Annotated in this window: 19 protein-coding genes; 3 read left to right on the top strand and 16 right to left on the bottom strand. The window is 41.6% G+C overall.

Annotation, left to right across the window (positions count from 1 at the left end; translation table 11 throughout):
* Positions 1 to 73: 73 nt before the first annotated feature.
* Positions 74 to 679 (top strand): TetR/AcrR family transcriptional regulator, encoded by a 606-nt coding sequence (locus tag CO692_RS12250; RefSeq protein WP_005237309.1) that lies wholly within the window; start codon positions 74 to 76, stop codon positions 677 to 679.
* Between the two features lie 43 nt (positions 680 to 722).
* Here CO692_RS12250 and CO692_RS17730 read toward each other — a convergent pair whose 3' ends face one another.
* The 10 genes from CO692_RS17730 to CO692_RS12205 form a co-directional block, all read right to left on the bottom strand.
* Positions 723 to 890, bottom strand: a complete 168-nt coding sequence (locus CO692_RS17730; RefSeq protein ID WP_005237320.1) for a hypothetical protein — start codon at positions 888 to 890, stop codon at positions 723 to 725.
* Positions 891 to 1,192: 302 nt separating this feature from the next.
* Entirely contained in the window at positions 1,193 to 1,600 is a 408-nt protein-coding gene (locus CO692_RS12245) for a NusG domain II-containing protein (RefSeq protein ID WP_096742349.1), read from the bottom strand.
* Between the two features lie 25 nt (positions 1,601 to 1,625).
* Positions 1,626 to 2,021 carry a hypothetical protein gene (locus tag CO692_RS12240; protein ID WP_096742348.1) on the bottom strand — a complete coding sequence of 132 codons (396 nt, stop codon included), beginning with the start codon at positions 2,019 to 2,021 and terminating at the stop codon, positions 1,626 to 1,628.
* Positions 2,022 to 2,059: 38 nt separating this feature from the next.
* Entirely contained in the window at positions 2,060 to 2,230 is a 171-nt protein-coding gene (gene rpmF, locus CO692_RS12235) for a 50S ribosomal protein L32 (protein WP_096742347.1), read from the bottom strand.
* A gap of 29 nt (positions 2,231 to 2,259) precedes the next feature.
* Complete coding sequence (locus CO692_RS12230; RefSeq protein WP_096742346.1) at positions 2,260 to 2,394, bottom strand: putative metal homeostasis protein; 135 nt, start codon at positions 2,392 to 2,394, stop codon at positions 2,260 to 2,262.
* Positions 2,395 to 2,409: 15 nt separating this feature from the next.
* Positions 2,410 to 2,679: a 30S ribosomal protein S14 gene (rpsN, locus tag CO692_RS12225; protein WP_005225340.1), complete on the bottom strand. Its 270-nt coding sequence runs from the start codon at positions 2,677 to 2,679 to the stop codon at positions 2,410 to 2,412.
* A gap of 16 nt (positions 2,680 to 2,695) precedes the next feature.
* Complete coding sequence (gene rpmG, locus CO692_RS12220) at positions 2,696 to 2,848, bottom strand: 50S ribosomal protein L33 (RefSeq protein WP_005225339.1); 153 nt, start codon at positions 2,846 to 2,848, stop codon at positions 2,696 to 2,698.
* A gap of 298 nt (positions 2,849 to 3,146) precedes the next feature.
* Positions 3,147 to 5,126 (bottom strand): alpha/beta hydrolase family protein, encoded by a 1,980-nt coding sequence (locus CO692_RS12215; RefSeq protein ID WP_096742345.1) that lies wholly within the window; start codon positions 5,124 to 5,126, stop codon positions 3,147 to 3,149.
* Positions 5,127 to 5,204: 78 nt separating this feature from the next.
* Positions 5,205 to 6,149, bottom strand: coding sequence for a tocopherol cyclase family protein (locus CO692_RS12210; protein WP_096742344.1), 945 nt, complete (start codon positions 6,147 to 6,149; stop codon positions 5,205 to 5,207).
* A gap of 213 nt (positions 6,150 to 6,362) precedes the next feature.
* The gene (locus tag CO692_RS12205; RefSeq protein WP_096742343.1) at positions 6,363 to 7,400 is read right to left on the bottom strand and encodes an NADH:flavin oxidoreductase/NADH oxidase; all 1,038 of its coding nucleotides are present in this window, start codon (positions 7,398 to 7,400) and stop codon (positions 6,363 to 6,365) included.
* Positions 7,401 to 7,662: 262 nt separating this feature from the next.
* Here CO692_RS12205 and CO692_RS12200 point away from each other — a divergent pair, with 262 nt between their 5' ends.
* Positions 7,663 to 9,801, top strand: a complete 2,139-nt coding sequence (locus CO692_RS12200) for a HelD family protein (protein WP_096742342.1) — start codon at positions 7,663 to 7,665, stop codon at positions 9,799 to 9,801.
* A gap of 142 nt (positions 9,802 to 9,943) precedes the next feature.
* Here CO692_RS12200 and CO692_RS12195 read toward each other — a convergent pair whose 3' ends face one another.
* Complete coding sequence (locus CO692_RS12195) at positions 9,944 to 11,320, bottom strand: CHAP domain-containing protein (protein WP_221887454.1); 1,377 nt, start codon at positions 11,318 to 11,320, stop codon at positions 9,944 to 9,946.
* A 391-nt stretch (positions 11,321 to 11,711) separates the two neighbouring features.
* Between CO692_RS12195 and CO692_RS12190 the strand changes: the two genes are divergently transcribed.
* Positions 11,712 to 13,112, top strand: a complete 1,401-nt coding sequence (locus tag CO692_RS12190; RefSeq protein ID WP_081118385.1) for a metallophosphoesterase — start codon at positions 11,712 to 11,714, stop codon at positions 13,110 to 13,112.
* A gap of 449 nt (positions 13,113 to 13,561) precedes the next feature.
* Here the strand turns inward: CO692_RS12190 and CO692_RS12185 are convergent, their stop codons facing one another.
* The 5 genes from CO692_RS12185 to CO692_RS12165 all read right to left on the bottom strand — a co-directional run bounded on the left by CO692_RS12185 (position 13,562) and on the right by CO692_RS12165 (position 19,722).
* Positions 13,562 to 13,915, bottom strand: a complete 354-nt coding sequence (locus CO692_RS12185) for a nuclear transport factor 2 family protein (RefSeq protein ID WP_081118384.1) — start codon at positions 13,913 to 13,915, stop codon at positions 13,562 to 13,564.
* A 586-nt stretch (positions 13,916 to 14,501) separates the two neighbouring features.
* Complete coding sequence (locus CO692_RS12180; protein WP_015509157.1) at positions 14,502 to 14,702, bottom strand: cold-shock protein; 201 nt, start codon at positions 14,700 to 14,702, stop codon at positions 14,502 to 14,504.
* A 247-nt stretch (positions 14,703 to 14,949) separates the two neighbouring features.
* Entirely contained in the window at positions 14,950 to 16,410 is a 1,461-nt protein-coding gene (locus tag CO692_RS12175; RefSeq protein ID WP_096742341.1) for a glycoside hydrolase family 1 protein, read from the bottom strand.
* A 1-nt stretch (position 16,411) separates the two neighbouring features.
* Positions 16,412 to 17,854: a glycoside hydrolase family 1 protein gene (locus CO692_RS12170; RefSeq protein ID WP_016610579.1), complete on the bottom strand. Its 1,443-nt coding sequence runs from the start codon at positions 17,852 to 17,854 to the stop codon at positions 16,412 to 16,414.
* Positions 17,851 to 19,722, bottom strand: a complete 1,872-nt coding sequence (locus tag CO692_RS12165) for a beta-glucoside-specific PTS transporter subunit IIABC (protein ID WP_096742340.1) — start codon at positions 19,720 to 19,722, stop codon at positions 17,851 to 17,853. The genes CO692_RS12170 and CO692_RS12165 overlap by 4 nt, the downstream gene beginning before the upstream one ends.
* Between the last annotated feature and the right edge of the window lie 86 nt (positions 19,723 to 19,808).

The following is a 19,808-nucleotide window of genomic DNA, read 5'->3' as shown; positions in this document are numbered from 1 at the left end:
AATTCTAAGGAAGGTGTGGGATAAACAACAATTACCCGTTTTTTGTTGTTTATTTTGAAAGGAAATTCACAATATGAAAAAATTGGATTTACGTGTCAAACGAACCAATAAGTACATTATTGAAGCTTTTATCCGCTTAGTGGAAGAAAAAGGCTTCGAGCAAGTGACTGTCCAAAATATCGCCGATGAAGCCATGATCAACCGTGCAACCTTTTATGCCCATTACAAAGACAAACAAGACTTGTATGAAAAGATATTTGACTTGGCTGTCGAATCATTTACCGCGATTCTTGATTTTGAAGATTTTGTTCAAGGCAATCGCATCAAAATCCGCAAAATCGAAGCAGCCATGACCGAACTTTTTTTACACATTCAAAACAATCGTTCCTTTTATTTGACGATCATGGATGCCTCTGCCATTGAGATCATCCGTAAAAAGTTGGGCCTGATTTTGACTGAACGTTACCAAGAGATCTTTTCAACGTTGAGAATCACCGAAGGAGACATTGAAGTGCCCTTAGACTTCATCATTGACTATATGACCTCGATATTTGTTGGTACCTTGCATTGGTGGCTAACGGCAGAAACAACGATGACACCCGACCATCTAGCAAAACTTGTCATCAAACTGGTGGCAAACGGCCACCTGACTGTCTTGGGGATTGAGATTGAGGAATAAAAAAAAGAAGCTGCGAATATGCAGTTTCTTTTTTATTCCTCAATTAGTGATTCTTTGAACGCCATTTGATCGTGTCTTTCGTCTTGCGCTGTTTCGTTACTTTGATTCCTTTTGGAGCCACACGAATCGCATAATCTTCCTTTTTCACCACATCATAGACATGCTCTGCAACTTCCGTTACTTTTTCTTTTAGATTCAATTTAAATTTCATGTGTTTTCATCTCCCGAATGCTTTACTAATAGCCTATCGCAAATAAAAAAAATCTTCAACTTATAGCCCTTCATAAAAAAGGATTTTTAGGGTTTTCGTTCCTCTTTATTGGACAAGCGATTTAGACGCAACCAATGCTTCGTAATGCTGAACTGTTTTTCTAGGTTTAAAGGATTTGTTCAACAGATTGCCTCCAGTTAGACGCACTTATTTTCTATTTTCAATAAAAAAGTGTCAGTAGAAAATCCAACGATTTCCCACCAACACAAAATAGTGTAGTTTCCAACTACCACGAAGTTCGATTAATAAATCAAATAATCAGAGGCACCGGCTTGCTTGATCTCGATCACCAGCTTATGAGGCAGGCAAATGCTCGTCTGCCCATTGCGATAGATCCAGCTGGTTTTGACAGCAATCTGGTCAGGACTATTGTCTTCACGCACTCGGATCGCACCATCTTTGATCTCGACGATATTGTACTGTCCTTCTGCTGGATAATACGTTTTTTCCATCGTATCGATTTCTTCCAAGTTGAAACGGTCAACTTCTTCCCCATTGATTCGCACGATCGCATAACGATCCCCAGTATCACTTTGGGCTTGCGCTTCAAATAGAAAAAGTGGTAAAAAAGAGCCGACAACTAATAGAACAAACAGCAGATAATCATAGGGTTTTAAAAGTTTTAAAAATGGCTGGATCGTCTTTTTCATCACATGTACGCCTTTCACGGTTCATTCACTGTTTCTTTTTAGAAGGTAATCGCTCTTCAAAAAAAGCAGTTAAATCAATGATCTCTTCCTCTGTGAAGGTTTCTTGCTCCCATTGGTCAAGAATTTTTTCTTGCAAAGCCAAATCCATTTCCCAAAAATGATTGATTTTTTTGAAATGCTTTGGATCAAAGGACCGAAAAACCGGATAGATCGCTAAAAATTCTTCAAAGGTAAGATCCCAGTCCTCAGTATAATCTTTAACGACCCCTTCTGACAAGGCTTTTTCCGTCGGATCGCCGTTTTCTTTGATCAAGCCGGCTTCGTAAAAATGGCGATAGATGACCTCTTTAGTGATCTCAGGATGAAATTTTTTACTGTGATGGTAGGCTTCTTCAATCAATGACGGATAGATGATCTCCATTTTCCCCCCTGCTTTCTGGACGGCGTCATAAGACGGCGTTAATTCTTTTTGATCGGGTGCTGCGCTTTATATTCTGCTAAAGATACATGGTGGCTGCGCTTGAAGGTTCCTGTTGTCCCATCAAACGAAATCGCCGGGGATTTGACACCATAGTGGGTCCGACGCTTATTCTTTTTTGCTTTTGATGTTTTTCTTGCAGGTACTGCCATGTCATTTCCAACTTTCTTTCACTTTTTCATTATGCACGCAGCTGCACTGCATTTTTTCGTTTGTTTCGTTTAAATTCATGAATGATTTTTAATGCGCGTTTCCTTGTTTTGATGTTCGGGCTCTTTAAACGTCGATACGCACTAGACAAGTCCGTTTTTTCCATGTTGACTCCTTTCTGTTACCAGCTTGCTTTTGTAACGCCGGGAATTTCTCCGAGGTGTGCATGCTTACGGAAATTGATCCGTGACATGCCGAATTTATTCATGTAGCCGCGAGGACGACCATCGATCATATCCCGTTTTTTCAAACGAGTCGGATTCGAATCCTTCGGTAGTTTGGCCAATGCTTGGGTATCTCCTTGCGCTTTTAGTTCTTGGCGTACTGCTCGGTATTGTTCGATGAGTTGTACTTGTTTATTGTATTTTGCAATTTTTGATTTTTTTGCCATTCAGTTATTTTCCTTCCTATTTCTTGATTTCACGAAAAATCGCTCTGCGCCGCAACTTTGGTGAATATTTTTTTAATTCTAAACGTTCCGGCGTATTGCGCTGGTTCTTATTGGTCAAATAAAGTCTTTCCCCTGTCTCCACACATGCCAAAATAATATTGTTTCTCATAATAACCAGCTCCTTTCTCTTGCGTCACACCAAAAAAGGTTAAAGTGTAACGATTACGTTTTGTATCATATCACACTAAAACACAGGAAGCAAGCAAAACTATTTCTTCTTTTTGTTATTTAACAAGTGAAGAAAACGTCATATGAATTTGGTTTCAATCGTCGCTGTTATTGGCGGCAAGATAACAGGAACCTGCAGCTTTTGATCGCGCAAAAAAATCACCTGATCTTTAAGGAATCACTGGTTGGGCTTTTCAAGAAGCCCACGTCGTGATCCTTTATCAGGTGATTTCATTCGGTTAATTTACTGATTTGTTCTCATGTGATGCAAGCCATTCACTGATCGCCTGCAAGCGTTCTATCCGCAGGTTTGGCAAGCCATTGCGTGATAAGCCATGAGAGGACTGAGGAAACAGCATCAGCTTCGTATCGACGCCTTGACGCTGCAACGCCATGTAAAACTGCTGTCCTTGTTCTTGCGGACATCGCAAATCATTTTCCCCATGGAGGACTAGCGTAGGTGTCTTGACTTGGCTGGCATAGGCCAAAGGCGACATCTTCCAAAGTCCTTCGATCGCATCAAGTTCCCGCAACAATTGGAATTTGACAAAGGCAGGTCCAATGTCGCTCGTCCCATAAAAGCTGATCCAATTTGAGATCGAGCGTTGCGTAACTGCTGCACAAAAACGATCGGAATGGCCAACGATCCAGTTGGTCATAAAGCCACCATAGCTGCCGCCAGCTACATGGATCGTGTTCGTATCAATTTCTGGATGGTTTGCCACCACGGCATCAACCCCCAACAATAGGTCTTGATAATCTTTATTGCCATAATCACCTAAAATCGATTTGACAAACGTCTGCCCGTACCCTTGCCCGCCACGAGGGTTCAACAAGATGACCCCATAACCGTTAGCGGCATGGACTTGCATCTCATGGAAAAATGTTTCACCGTAGCAGACTTGCGGACCGCCATGGATGTACAAAATTGCTGGATGACTTTCTTGTGTTTCGGTCGGGGGTAAATACCAGCCTTGAATTTGCCAACCATCTGCTCCTTCGTACCAAAATGCTTCGGGTTTACTGATCGCTAACTGTGACATAACTGCTTGGTTGGGATCGTATAGATCGGTTACTTCGCCACTTGTTAAGTCAATCAAGCCTAAACGACTAGGGATCGTTGGCGTCGCATAAGCAACAGCAAGTTTGGCTTCTGAATAGATCGCCGCATCGAGGATATCCATTTTTTCATCAATGAGTTTGGTCCATTCTCCTTGGGTCGTGGCACGGTACAATTGTAGCTTGCCATGCTCCGTTACGGGTACAAGGAATGTGTCATCCGTCAACCAGGTGATCGCTACGCCGCTATTTTTTTGCTGAAAATCACTGATGATCGCATTGCCAAAGGCAACATCTAACTCCTTGGAAAGATTTTTGACTGCTTTCGTTTTTAAGTCGATCAAAAACAAATCATCCAAGGTCACAAATCCGTAAGAGAGATCATTGCCTAATAGTAATAGCTGATCATTGCGCGCAGCAGCAAATGAATACGTTCCTTCTGGCAGGATGTTTTCTAAACTTTCTGTCTTTTTCGTCTGGCTATCAAGGAGACAAACCTTCGAGCCATAGTCCCATTCATCTTCTTCCTCTTTGTCAAAGGTGAGGAACAACGTCTTCTGATCATCCGCGATGCCAGAAAAAACAAAGGGAGAATCATGCTCAAAAATCAGTTCCGTTTCTTGTGTCACGATCGTTTTTTTGATGATTGAATGTTTTTTTTCTTTTAAAAAGCCGACGCCATCCGCCAAATAATTGACTTTCGTAGTAGCTTTTACTTGTGGAAATTCCTTTTGCTTGTCTGTCTTTTCTGTGTCGTCTTGATACTCTGAGAGCGTCTCTTCTTGTGCCAGCTTATAATAGACTGCCGTTGCGTCTTGCTTCCAAAAATAGTCCCCCAGACCCTTCTCAGTGACAAGTGCTTGGGGCTTGCCGCCGGACACTGGCATCGTCCATAACGTACTTTCACCTTTTTTTGGATCGGTCGTCACAAAACTGAGCCATTGCTCATCTGGCGAGACCTTTAGGCTGTTGTGGGTCGTCGCTTCTGTTCCCCACTCACGCCGTTCGTTGGTCTTTGGGTCAATACTATAAATCGCTGAATCATACGTATTGGTCTCTTGGTTGACTGCCGTTTCCAAGTAAAAAACCTGATTTTGCCCCACGGCAGGTTGCGCAATCGTTCTCAGTTCAAACAGTGTCTCATTCGTTATTTTTTTCATCCATTTCCCTCCAAATATACGTATTTTCGCAGTAACTATCTACTAGTATATCAAAAGAAACGAATTTTTCTGCATTTTTTAATAGTGAAATCCTCGCAGATTCGCTACTTCTTCAAAACCAGCCGACTTCCCTGTCTGCCTTAAGATCTCTTGCCCATTTTCTAAAAGGGTTAAGGTGATTTCCGTACTGGCGCTTTCGCGAATGATCCGATTCATTTGACCAATAGAAGGTGCTAACAACGAATGGCCTTCTTTCGTCAACACTTCGATCGTCAGCAGCCACTGTTTTTGTTTGAGATGGATCACTAAACGGTCTTCCGTACGTTTGACATCATGAATCTTTGCACCATGATAGGTAGCAAAACGATATTCTTGGCTACCGACTTGCAGAACACAAATCGTTCCCAAAAAAGCAAAACCAGCAAAGGGAATGTCGGCTGCGGAGAAAAAGAACCGTACATCTGGTGCATCAAAACTGTTGCACTGAACCCAGATATAAGCTGCTGGAAAGGAGGTACCCCAGTCTTTTTCCAAATAACCGATCCCGTTCGTAAAATCGATTGGTTCTTCGTTCCAGTACAGCGTACCTTCTAAGGTATGACTCATGCTCAAGACCCCGTGGTAGCACTCCATAAATGACAGATACGAAAAAGGACCCATGATACTCGGCGCATAACGTGTCCGCTGAATCGGTTTGTGGTCGTTGTATTTTACTGCTCCTTGTACTTGGAGATCGTTATTTTTTAAAGAAACTTGGATGCCTGCTTCACTAAAGATATTGTTACCAATCGTTACTTTACGCTCCTCTTCTGACACTTGAAAGTCAGTTTCCGGAAAGGAAAAGTAATGCGCGCCCTCATGATTGATCACTTGAATGAACACTTCTTTGGTCCCGTCTTTTTGAATCGAAAAACCAGGAATAAAAGCATAGACTTCTTCACCGATTTGGTGCTTATGGTACCAGCCTTCAAAAAAAGCGGTCTGCTTGTCGTGGCCGTGAAAGAACCGATCTGTTGTCAACATCTTGATTTCCCTCCGTTTCTTTTTTAGTGTAGCATGAAGCAGAAAGATTCCTCAGGATAATGCTTTTCTATGTAAAAAAAGCCAGAAACAAGTAAGACACTTGTTTCTGGCTTTGCTTATTGCTCTTTCATCACTCGTTTGAAAAATATTCTAGCAGAATAAAAAAATCGCCTAAGAAGAATTTTCTTCTAGGAGATTTTTTTATCAAATATATCAACGCTTCACCCCGCGTTGATAGGAATCATTGTACGCTTGAAAGGACTTATCGTGGAGTTTAGCCGCTGCATCTGCCAACCAGTTGACATTTCTGATCAACGCGCGGCCTTGTAAAACCAAATCCACTTGATTGGTTTGCAAAAGATATTCGCAAAGATCAGGATTATCCAATAAACCGACTGCTGCTACGGGAATATCGACCACTTGCTTGATGGCTGCAGCAAAGGGCACTTGGTAGCCATCATAGATCGGAATATTAGGCTTTTTATCCACCACACCGCCTGTGGAACAGTCAAGACAATCAATACCATCTGCTTGAAGCCATTGGGCTACTTGCTGCCAATCTTCCAACGAATTTTGGCGTCCTGGTTCTTCATAGTCTGTCAGTGACAAGCGCATCCACAAGGATCCAGAAAAAACTGCCCGAACTGCTTGTACCGTTTCTTTTACAAAGCGATAGCGATTCTCTAAGGAACCACCATACTGGTCGGTGCGTTGATTGACGAAAGGCGAAAGAAATTGATCCATCAAGTAGCCATGAGCCCCATGAAGTTCGATCATCGTGACACCCGCATTGGCTGCTCGTTGGGCAGCCTGAACAAAACTATCTTGCACCCGTTTGATCTCCGACAGGGTCATTTCTGACGGTAACGGGTAGCGTTCGTTAAAGGCAACGGCACTTGGTGCCAAAGGATTGCTGGCATCAACTGCTTTTCGTCCTGCATGGCTTAGTTGGATGCCTACTTGCGCATCGAACCCATGCAGCAGTTCCACCAATTTCGTAAGCTCTGTTTGCTGTTCTTCATTCCATAGCCCTAGATCATTGTTTGTGATTCGTCCGTCTGGTTCAACGGCAGTCGCTTCAATAATGATCAAGCCGACTTTGCTTAATGCTCGCGCCCCATAGTGAACAAAATGAAAGGGTTCCGCAACACCGTCTTCTTTTTTTACTTCATACATACACATCGGCGACATAACGACGCGGTTGGCCAATGTTAAATTCGCTAGCTTCACTGGTGACAATAGTTTGGACATGTTGACACTCCCTCAACGATTTTTCGCTTTGTATTTTTCTCTATATTCAGTATAAACAGCCCCTTCAAAAACACAAGCAATGACCCTTTTTCCCATTTCTAAAACAAAAAATAGACGCATTCTGCTTGCTCCCATGACATTGGAACAATCAGCTGCCTCTTCCCACTATTATTATACCGCGTCCAGAGTCAAAAAAATAGACTAGTATTTTTGGTGAATGCTCGTATAATTGAGATACTTTGGAGAATGGATGTGAGTCTGAATGAACGACCTAAAGGCTGAAAAGAAGCATCTCGCAGACACGTACCAGCAATTGCTGACACGAAAGACAGTGCTGAGCAGTTTCTTGACTGAAGACAGAAAAAAAGATCGCCTTGCGATGCAAAGCATCGGCGAAGAGATTCGCTTAAACTTTGATAATTTTGCTGACCGTTTAGATACTTTTGCTGCCATCGAAAGTAAGAATCGTGAGATCGACCAAATGAACGCCGCTCTTCAATCTGCTGAACGTGAATTAGCTGCCATCGACCGTCTATTGGATAGTCCCTACTTTGGTAAAATCTCCCTACAATTTGAAGATGAGGAAACGATAGAAGATTTTTACATTGGGATCAATGGTTTTGTTAATGAAAATAAGGAAGGGCTGATCTATGATTGGCGCTCCCCAATTGCCGAATTGTTCTATGCCAAACGCTTGGGCCCGGTCTCTTATCAAGTGAACAATCAGACGATTTCTGCCGCTCTTGAACATCGCCGACAATTTATTATCGAAAAAGATCACTTGAAGCAAGCCTTTGATACCTCAGTCGCGATTCAAGATGAAGTGTTACTGGCAGCCCTTGAAGCCAATAATAGCCAAAAAATGCAAGATATCACTGCTTCGATCCAACACGAACAAAACGTCATCATCCGTGACTTAGCGCATAAAAACCTACTGGTCAACGGTGTTGCTGGAAGCGGAAAAACGTCTGCTGTCATGCAGCGGATCGCCTTTTTGCTGTACCATTTTCGTGAAGAGATGACCGCAGAGAATGTCTTGATCCTCTCCCCGAATTCTCGGTTTATTGATTATATCTCGCAAGTGCTGCCTTCCCTCGGGGAAAAAAATCCATTGACGCTGACCATGCGGCAGTTTTGCCAAACATTTCCTAGCGTTGACTTAGAATCGGAAGCGGCGTATTTTGACCGCATCCAGCAAGCCCCCTGTGAAGCAATCGACCTTTTGCGCAGTGCGGACTTCAGCCGCTTTCTTCAATCCTTGAGCAAACAGCTGCCTGAAGAACTTGTGCTTCATTTTAAACCAATCAAAAGAAAAAATGTCGTCCTTTTTTCTGAAGAAACGATCGAGACTTTCTTCCAAGAGACACCGAAACAGGCACCCTTGCGCGATCGCATCCAAGCTGTCAAAAAGAAATTGGCTTACGCTTGGGAGGATCGATTGCAAAAAAATGCCTTAGCAGCGAATGTTCACGACCAAGTTCGTTCTTTGATTGAAGACGAGCAACGATCCCTTTTAGGTACAGTTTTAAAAGATGATTCAGAAAAAACGATTCAGAAAGCAGCCCTTCGCCTCCTGAAGAAAAAATATGCAAAAGTTACGAAACAAATCAACGACCTTACTTGGTTTGATACGAAACGATTGTTAGCAGACAGTGCCGACTATTTTACTCATGGACAGATCACTTTGACGCCAACAACAGCTAGTTTGGATTATACTGTTTGTCTATTGCTGATTCGTCATTTGCTTGCCGAAAAACAACCTGTCCCTGCGTTGCGCTATCTGTTTATTGATGAAGTCCAAGATTATACGCCAGCACAAATTCAGTTTCTATTATGTCTTTTTCCTATGACCGCTTTTACCCTCGTGGGGGATCAGCAACAGGCGATCTTTACAAGTGCCATCACCGTATCAGAAATCCAAACGTTGTTTCAACAACAGGCGAAATCCCTCGAAACGTATCAGCTGACTACGAGTTATCGGTCTAGCGGTGCAATCACGCGGTTATTTGCCCAAATGCTACCAAAAGAAACCAATTTAAACATCTCTGCCGTTCGACCAGAAGGAAAGTTGCCACAGTTTTATGCCAATCTGCCTGATGTTGCCTTAGTAGACATAGTAAAGGAACTTAAGCAACCAGTAACGATCATCACCAAAGATAGTCGATCTAGTGAGGAGCTCAAACAGTTCTTCGATAAACAAGCCGTGTCATTTCATGGAACGATTTTACCGATTCATCTTGCCAAAGGATTGGAATTTAAGCAGGTTCTTTTATATGATGTTTCAGCAGAAAATTATCATACCGATCAAGATCGACGGATTCTCTATACGGCGATTTCTCGGGCAATGGAAGAACTGGTGGTAACTTCAAAAGGAACCTTTTCGCCGTTTCTCACTCCTTGAATAGTACCTTGATTAGATTTGAGAGAACCCTGTCTTGCCTCTCTGGGTAATTCTCTCACCTAACTGATCAAGAACTGAAAATGCTATCGATCAAATAAAAAAGCATCAACGCGATTGCGTTGATGCTTTGCTTTTGAATTGATTAACGATGGATGTAAGTATATCCAGATGCGTTCATTGTAGCTCTATTTGGTCCACCAGGACTGTCAAAGCCCATTCCGCCTTGAGAGATTGTGATGGTATTGTTTGATGGGTTGTATGATTCAACATAAGCAACGTGTCCATAAACTGGATCAGCAGTCCATTCGCCACCAACTGATTGACCAGCGGCAAAGACTACAACGGCACCGGCTGCTGGTGTACCATTGACAGTGTACCCATCAGCTGCAGCTGACGCACCCCATTGTGCACCATTCCCCCAGTAAGTACCTACCCATGGTGCAACGCTTTTCACGTACCAAGTACATTGACCCCAAGCATACATGTTCCCTGAGCTTGAATGATCTTTTCCGCCGCCAGTAGAAGTACTTCCGGTAGAATCATTGTTTGATGAAGAATTTGAACCTGAGTTATTTGAACTTGAATTGCTTGAACCAGTGTTTGAAGAGCCTGCGTTCGATGAACTTGAGCTATTAGAACTGCTGGTATTGCTGCTTGAGCTTGTGTTGCTTGAAGAACTACTTGTTGCTGTTTCAGTAGAAGCAGTTGTATTCTCTGTTGTGCTCTCCGTTGATTGAGCAGCAGCTTCTTGCGCTTCTTTCAAAGCAGCAGCTTGTCTTTCTTCTTCTGCTTTTTGAGCAGCAGCAGCTTCTTGTTGTTCTTTCAAGACACGGGCTTTTTCAGCTTCTGCTTCTTGTTTTTTCTTGTTCAATGCATCTTTGTCTTTTTCAGCAGTTGCTTGTTCAGCTGCTAAGTTTGCTTTCAAGACATTTAAATCAGCTTGTTTTGCTGCAATGGCATCTTTTTGTTGGCTAAGTTCTGCTTGGTTTGCAGCAACTTCTTGGATCTTGCTTTCGTTTTCTTTGACTTTGTCTTCAACATCTTGTTTGTCTTGTTTTTGTTGTTCAACTAAATCATTGTTCGCATTGACGATCGTTGTCATCGCTTGTACGCGACCGATAACATCCGTTAAAGAGTCTGCTTCTAAAACAGCATCAATGAAATTGGTGCTTTGACCGTTAACTTGTACATCACGGGCTTGCTTTTGGATTGCTTCTTCACGTTTGGCAATACGCAATTTCAATGTTGCGATTTTGTCTTGCAATTTCTCAGCTTCTTGACCTAACTCAACTTGTTTTGCTTCTAATGAAGCAACTTTTGCACTCACTGTTTCAATTTCTGCTTCTAGAGAATCGATCTGTGATTGGGCGTCAGCTTGCTGACCTTTAAGAGAATTGATTTTTTGGTCTTGCTGCTCGATTTGATCATCAATGGAATCTGCAAATGCTAATGCAGGTGCTGCAACTGCGGTTAATGTTAGTGAACACACCATTAATGCTGATAACAAACTATTCTTCACTCGTTTTTCCTCCGACTAGCTGGTTGATTTGACAGATGAACTGCCTTTATAAAAACTTAATTTTGTCTAAGAAAGTTTAATGTTCGATTTAACGACAAATGAATTCTACCATAATGATATGACACACAGATAAAGGAAATGTTACAAAAATGTTTCAATCTAACACTCCCTTTATCTCAGCGATAAATAACAGGACAATTAAAGACCGTTAAATCAATGTTTCTGAATAAGTCACCGCGTTTTCTTTTCATTTTCAAAAAGTGACATTCTTTCCATTTTAGTTATTTTTATCCCATAAAAACACCTAATTAATAGCACTTATAGTTTTTTTGGAATTATCTTAAAAGAAAAACTATGAAAACAAGAAATCATTCAAAAAAAGACCATTTATGTGACAAGATCCCTATTCCTTTCTATAATAAATAAAACAAGCGAGGAGGGAATCGCGATTCGTACACACAAAAAATGGTTTTGGCCATTGGCACTTCTTACACTTTTAGTCACCTGTTTCCTGTTATTCTTTCAATTTCGTAAGGTGCATGAAGCCGATACTCCATTGCAACAGGCGAGCAACAGTGAGTTTTGGCTCTTAAGTGATATTCATTTTCTTTCCTCCACGCTTCATGATAATGGCGAAGCCTTTCAGACCTTCACACAAGGAGCTGCTGGCAAAGAGATGACGTATCAAGAACAATCAATCGAGGCCTTCACCGCTCAAGCCTTAAAAGAGAAACCCACGGGAATTATTTTGACTGGTGATATGACGCTCAATGGCGAGAAAGCAAGTGCTCAAGAGTTGGCAAGATTACTTGAACCATTGCAAGAAGCTGACATTATGGTTTTCGCATTACCTGGTAACCACGAGATTTACAATGGTTGGGCGCGAGCATTTCAAGGTGAAAAGGAATACTATGCCGATCAAATCAGTCCTGAGGATTTTCAAACGATTTTTGCTGAAGGTTACGAAAAAGCCAACAGTATCGATAAGTCTTCCCTTAGCTACAGCATTCAGTTAAATGACAAGTATCGCCTCTTTTTACTAGATTCATGTATCTACGATTCTGAGGTTAATTGGGATGATCCTACAACGAATGGTGAGTTGAAACCAGCTACTCTAACTTGGTTGGAGGAGCAATTAACCCTGACAAAAGAAGCAGAGCAAGTACCACTGGTCTTTTTACACCATAACTTGTTCAGTCATAATGAGTTGTTACAAGACGGTTATGTTCTCGACAATACCTCCGAAACTGTCGCTTTGTTGGACCGTTTCAACGTGCCAGCCGTTTTCTCTGGTCATATCCACATTCAAGACATTAACGAAGGGAATGATTCGCTTTATGAAGCAGTCACTGGGTCTTATTCAACAGCAGAATTAGGCTACGGCGTCCTTTCTCTTTCTGAAAAGGAAATCGACTATGAAGCTCGTCAAATTGATCTCGATGCTTGGGCGGCTGAAACGAAGCAAACTGATGAACAGTTGCTGGACTATCAAAACTACCAGAAAAGTGTTTTTGAAAATGATACCGACCAACTGGTCCGCGACCAATTGTCCGCCGTGTCTGAACTGTCAGATGCCCAGATCACACAACTTTGCACGTTTGTCACGAAGCTGAACACTGCCCTTTTTACTGGCAATGATACTTACTCAGCCGAGAAAATAGCTGCCATCAAAGATTCCGAGGAGTATCAGTGGTTAGCGACCTATTCTTACTTTTTGAAGCAATATGTCGATTCAATGCTGGACGATCAAACCGATGATCGCAAGCTGACGATCCCCCTCACAGCAGAATAAAGCCAAAAAGTGTCTTCTTCCTTTCTTTTAGGAAAAAGACACTTTTTCTTTTCTAATGAACGATAGCCCTCTCGTTTGGGTAAACGAGAAGGCTATCTGACGAGTCAATATTTATTCTTTGAAAGTGCAGCATACTATTACTACTATTATTTATTTCTCATTTAAACGATACAATCCCTAACCTCTATTGTATCCTTGTAACTCTGAAGTTACGCCAGGTTTGAATAAATTTCTTCAAAACAAGTAACGTGTGGTACAAAAATATTTGTCGCTTATCAATAACTATACCATGAGACAGAGTGCAAATGGAAGAAAACGTACTTATTCTTAAACATTACTTAAACAAAAAGCTTTGTTTTCATACAGTGTTGCCCTTTAAAAAATTTAAGTGAAGCGATTAACCTTCCTGTCATGCATATCTGCTAACCATTCGTATAAAGGAAATCCTTTTATTCAATAGGCAAGTCGTGCTGTTTTAAGAAAGATAATTTATCCCAGTAGCCTCTTTGAAATAAAATTTTATCATTTACTATTTGAAAAAAACCGCAGCCTCTCAAACCTAAAGGGTCACGCCACTCTAAAATTGCCCATTGTCCATCTTCGAAAATATTCTCCACGATACAAACCATTTTTGCGTTAGAAAAATCTTGCTCAAACATCTGCTTTATCGCTTCTTTCCCAATAACTGGCTCATTGGCAACCTGATGATTGATTGCATTGTCATCATATAATTCTGAAATACTTTCTACATCTGCCTGATTAAACGCATCAACCCATTGGCAAAGTATTTCTTTTGGCTTCATATAAATCCCCCTCGAAATGTAATCATCTTTGTTCCAATCGCAATAAAAAAAGTAGCTAATTTGTATCAATATATTCTACTTTTACAATTCATTCAAGACAATATCGATGAAACGAATAAGAATTATCGATCTTTCACATCGATTACTCTTGTATAAGTACGGGGGACCATATATTGAATCGTGGCATTTTCCATTGTACCTGTTTCTTTATTCCATTCAAATGAGACATGCCATTTGAATCACGAGCGATCATTGCTTTTATTGATAGCGATGTTCCTAAACCTATTCAATCACTTTTTCATTTACTTTGAACGGCATTTATTTATTGAATACGGTATAGTGCCCTCTTTCTCTTTTCCTCTTTTGATACGCTTATCATCGAATGAGAAATCATGGGTAAGATTAACACAACGCTTAGGGCTAGTTGAATAGTGAAATCAAAGATGTACTATTTACCATGTTAGGTCCTCAAAGCCTGCAACTATTCTCTTGTAGCAAATCATCAACACCCGATCCATTTCAATATTTATATAAAATAAAACAAAAAAAAGCGAGAACCCAATGGATTCTCGCTTGTTAACGTCAATTAACCTTTAACGATGTTTGTTGCTTGTAAGCCACGTTGGCCTTCTTCAACGTCGAAAGTCACTGCTTGACCTTCTTCTAAAGTTTTGAAGCCTTCGCCTTGGATAGCTGAGAAGTGAGCAAATACATCATTGCCGTCTTCACCTGTAATAAATCCAAAACCTTTATCTGCATTAAACCATTTTACTGTACCGTTATTCATAAACGTATACCTCCATATTACACATCGACTGTGTTTATTTGTTTGTAATAGAAAATGATGTGTAATTGAAGTGTGTATCAATAGAAAAGATAAACAAGTATTAACATATCAGAACTTTACCTAATCATCATAGCATGGTTAAAATAAAATAGCAAATAAAGTTGGCTTTTTTTCTTGATAAAAAGGTAAATTGTTAAGAAACCTTATGATTAAGCCTAGCAATTGCTTTATCTGGAAGAATCAAAAATCAAAGAGTTGCGCCGTTTGAAGCAATTACTTTTTTGTACCAATCAAATGACGCTTTCTTGATGCGTTTCTTTGTGCCATTGCCTTCATCGTCTTGGTCAACATAGATAAAGCCATAACGTTTCGACATTTGTGAGGTTGAGGCACTAATGATATCGATACAGCCCCATGCCGTATAGCCAAAGACCTCGACGCCATCATGCAACGCTTCATTGATTTGTTCAATATGCTGACGCAGATAGTCGATTCGATAAAAATCATCGATGGTGCCATCTTCGTTTACGACATCTTCTGCTCCCAAACCGTTTTCGGCAATAAACAAAGGTTTTTGGTAGCGGTCATAGAGTTGATTCAATGCTGTTCGCAACCCTTTGGGATCGATCTGCCAGCCCCATTTACTGCTTGGCAAATAAGGATTTTTAATCCCACCAGTGATCAGATTCCCGACAGCACTTTCCAAGCGTTCTGGATGTGCGCTGACTGCACTGGACATATAGTAACTAAAGGAAACAAAATCAACAGGGTTTTCTCGGATGATTTCTAAGTCTCCTGGTTCGATCACCAATTCCACTCCTTTTTCTTCAAACATGCGGTTGGCATATGCTGGATAATAGCCTCTTGCCTGCACATCACTGAAAAAGAGTGAGGTTCGTTGACTTTCGACTGTTTTTTGGACATCATCCGGATCACAGCTGTACGGCGTTAATAATTGATAGCTGATCATACAGCCGACCTTGGCATCGGGAATCAATCGATGGCAATAGTCAGTCACGATTGCGCTGGCGACAAATTGATGGTGTGCCCCTTGGTACTTGTCTTGTTCAATATTAGGATGACCTTCTTCAATGATCCCGACACTAACATATGGATGGTGTTTGACACAATTGATTTCATTAAAAGTCACCCAGTATTTGACTTTCTTTTGGTATCGCTCAATCACCGTCTTGGCAAAACGGACATAAAAGTCGATCACTTGCCGGTTTGGCCATCCTCCATACTCAGTCACTAAATACAAAGGCATCTCATAATGGGATAGTGATACCACTGGTTCGATCCCATACTTCAAACACTCATCAAAGACTGCGTCGTAAAATACCAATCCAGCTTCGTTTGGCTCTACCTCATCCCCCTTTGGAAAGATCCGTGTCCAGGCAATTGACATCCGATAGGCTTTGAAGCCCATCTCAGCAAATAAACGAATATCTTCTTTAAAGTGATGATAAAAATCGATTCCCTGTCTTTTCGGATAGTATTTCGTGCTGTTTGGATCCTGTGCTTCTGCAACTTGCTGATGAGTCATCATATGCCATTGGTCAGTCCATCGTTCTTTCGGCATGGAGGAATCGAATAGATAGACATCAGAAACCGACAAGCCTTTTCCATCGATTCCAGAACCTCCTTCAACTTGGTTGGCAGCCGTTGCTCCTCCCCAGAGGAAATCTTTTGGAAAATAACTTTTCATTTTACTTGCCGCCTTTCAAAAATGATTCGTACGCCAACGCTTCCCCATTCGTGGCGATCACTTGCTGATAATAGGCAAAACTAGCTTTTTTCTTGCGGGAAAGATCTCCGCTACCATCATTTTGCTTATCGACATAGATAAAGCCGTATCGTTTTTCCATCTCTCCTGTCCCCGCAGAAACGATATCGATCGGTCCCCACCATGTATAGCCTAGAATCGTTGCGCCATCTTTGATCGATTCCGCCATTGCTTCTACATGGTCTTTTAAATAGGCCATCCGTTCTTCATCGACGATCGATCCATCTTCATTGACAACATCCTTTAAACCAATTCCATTTTCAACGATAAATAATGGTTTTTGATAGCGATCAGTCAATTCGCTGCAAACATAGCGTAATGCCAGCGGATCGATCGGCCATCCCCAAGCAGTTTCTTTTAGGTAAGGATTCTTTTTCCCTAGTAATCCGCCAGTATTGCCTAAAATTTTCATGCCTGCTTCATGCAATGAGCTGCGGTAAAAACTAAAGCCTAAATAATCGCAGGTCCCCGCTTTAATGATCGCTAGATCTTCTTCTGTAATGTCCAGCAACAGATGATTATCCTTCACGATGCGGTCGAAGTATTCCGGATAGGCTCCTCGCAATTGCACATCACTATAGAACAAGGAACGACGGCGCAGTTGATACGATTCAAAAACATCTTGCGGGTTGCACGTTGCAGGGTAAATCGGGCTCAGTGACAGCATACAGCCAATCTGATTGTTTTCATCTACTGCCTTCCCATTCAGAACTGCTTTGGCACTTGCAACAAACATATTATGACTTGCTTGATAAAGTGCCTGTAATTTTTCTTCTTCAGTCTCGAAAGAAAACACATCGATACCTGCTGCGAGTAACGGGATCGTATGGGTATGGTTGATTTCATTGAAAGTCATCCAATATTTCACTTTCCCTTTGTAGCGTGCAAAAACCACTTTTGTATACCGATCAAAAAAATCGATCAGCGCACGATTTTGCCAACCACCATATTTCGTCACCAAATGCAGTGGCGTCTCAAAGTGGGCTAACGTAACAACTGGTTGGATCCCTTTTTCATTCAAAGCATCAAATAAATCATCATAAAATTGTAAACCTGCTTCATTGGGTTCCGTCTCATCCCCATTCGGAAAAATGCGACTCCAAGCAATTGAGGTACGCAAACACTTCAAGCCCATTTCCGCAAACAGTTCAATGTCTTCTGGGTACCGATGATAAAAGTCGATGGCTTCATGGCTCGGATAAAAGTTATCCTCTTCAAGCTGCAGTGAAACTTGCTCAATACGTTTTTCACCAACTGGTAAAATATCTGCTACACTTAATCCTTTTCCTCCTTCCAAATAAGCTCCTTCGGCTTGATTTGCGGCGATCGCGCCGCCCCATAGGAAATTTTTTGGAAATACACTCATGAAATCGCTCCTTTTAATAAATCATTTGCTACCAAAGCGGTAACGTCTTTTTTCGCTTGATCCACAACTGTCAATGCATCTTCTTTGATCATACTGGTAAAGACCAACATGGTTGTCGGATCATATCCTTTTTCAATAATTTTTGCTAAGTCAAAGGTGCCAATTTTTTGCCCCTTCACGACTTGATCCCCTTGTTTCACCGAAATCTCAAACACGCCTTTTGCTAAATCAACCGTGTCTAAGCCGATATGCACCAACACTTCCGTCCCAGCAGCTGATTGGATCCCAAAAGCATGTCCAGTTGGAAAAACTGTCACAACCGTACCAGTAAGTGGCGCATAAATATCGCCGGCTGATGGATAAACGGCTAATCCATCCCCCATTGCTCGAGAAGAAAATACTTCATCTTTGACATCATCAAGCGTGATCGCTTCACCAGCAACTGGTGTCATCACTTGCAGCCCTGCACCTTCTTCTAAAACAGGTTCTAGCGTTTCTTCAAATCCTAATACATAGGTCAAAATAGCAGTACCGAAGAACGCAAAGGCAATGCCGATCAAATAGTACACAAAGGTGTCCCCAAAGAAAGCTGGCAATGTCGTTAATGCTGGGAAAACATAGACGATGGCCTTGGTTTGCATCATTCCCATAAACGCACCAGCAAGGGCACCAACGATGGTTTGAGCAATCAACGGCTTTTTAAATTTTACCGAAAGTCCATAGACGATTGGCTCTGTAATTCCTCCAAGCAATGCTGGAAGCAAAGAAGATAGCGCCAGGCCTTTGGTTTCTTTTCTGCGAGAGCGTAAAAACACACCTAAAGCAACCCCAGCACTCGCAAATGTTGCTGCTGCGATCATCGGGCGCAGCGTATCATAGCCATATACCGCTAGGTTATTGACCATGATCGGTACAACTCCCCAATGGATCCCGATCATTACTAAGAATGTCCAACCGCCACCGATCAACAAGCCAGCCAACAGCCCGCTCTTGTCGCTGATAAAGTTCATGGCATTGCCTAAACCGTCTCCAAGCATTACACCGACCGGTCCAATGATCAAAACGGTCAAAGGCACCATGATCAAAAGAGCTACTAGTGATAGAGCAAAAATCTCGATACTCTTAGGAATGATCCGTTTGAGTAGTCGTTCCAAATGCGAGTAGATATAGATCGAAACGATCGCTGGAATCACGGTACCCGAATACCCCATCAACACAGCTGGGATGCCAAAGAAATCGACCGTCACACCGTTTTCCGTCACCATTGCTGTAAAATTCGGCTCCAGCAACGCCCCAACGATTGCTAAAGCAATAAACATATTGACTTTGAAAATCCGCGCTGCACTGATCGCTAAAAATAAAGGCAAGAAATAAAAGACACTATTGCCAGCAGCAGCTAATATTTTATAGGTGCTTCCTTCCGTATCCATCAAATGATAGGTTGTAAAAACAACTAGCAAAGCTTTCAACATCCCTGCCCCTGCAAGAGCAACAATGATTGGATTAAAGATCGCAGACAATACATTGAAGAATCGGATAAATACATTGCCTTGTTTTTCTGTTGATTCTTCGGCATCCCCATCACTTTCCAAAGCATTTTGGATCGAATACTTACTCATGATCGTTTGAAAAACATCCGCTACATGATTACCGATCACGACTTGAAACTGGCCATTTCCTTCAATGACAGACAATACCCCATCAAGCTGCTGAATCTTATCCTTATTTTTTCGTGCCAACTCGACATCTTTCAACTTAAAACGCAATCTAGTGATGCAATGATACAGGCTAACGATATTTTGTTCCCCACCGACCTGTGCTATAATTTCACTAGCAAGTTTTGAATAATCTTTTGCCAAATGACTCACTCCCGTGTTTGATTTATAAAGCGCTTTATGGCGTTACTATAGCAGATTTTTTTCTCTCACCTGCGAAAGTTCGCAATTTGGAAACT

This window comes from Enterococcus sp. FDAARGOS_375 (assembly GCF_002393265.1).
Taxonomy (GTDB): Bacteria; Bacillota; Bacilli; order Lactobacillales; family Enterococcaceae; genus Enterococcus_D; species Enterococcus_D innesii.
This window is presented reverse-complemented; position numbering and strand designations above follow the sequence as displayed.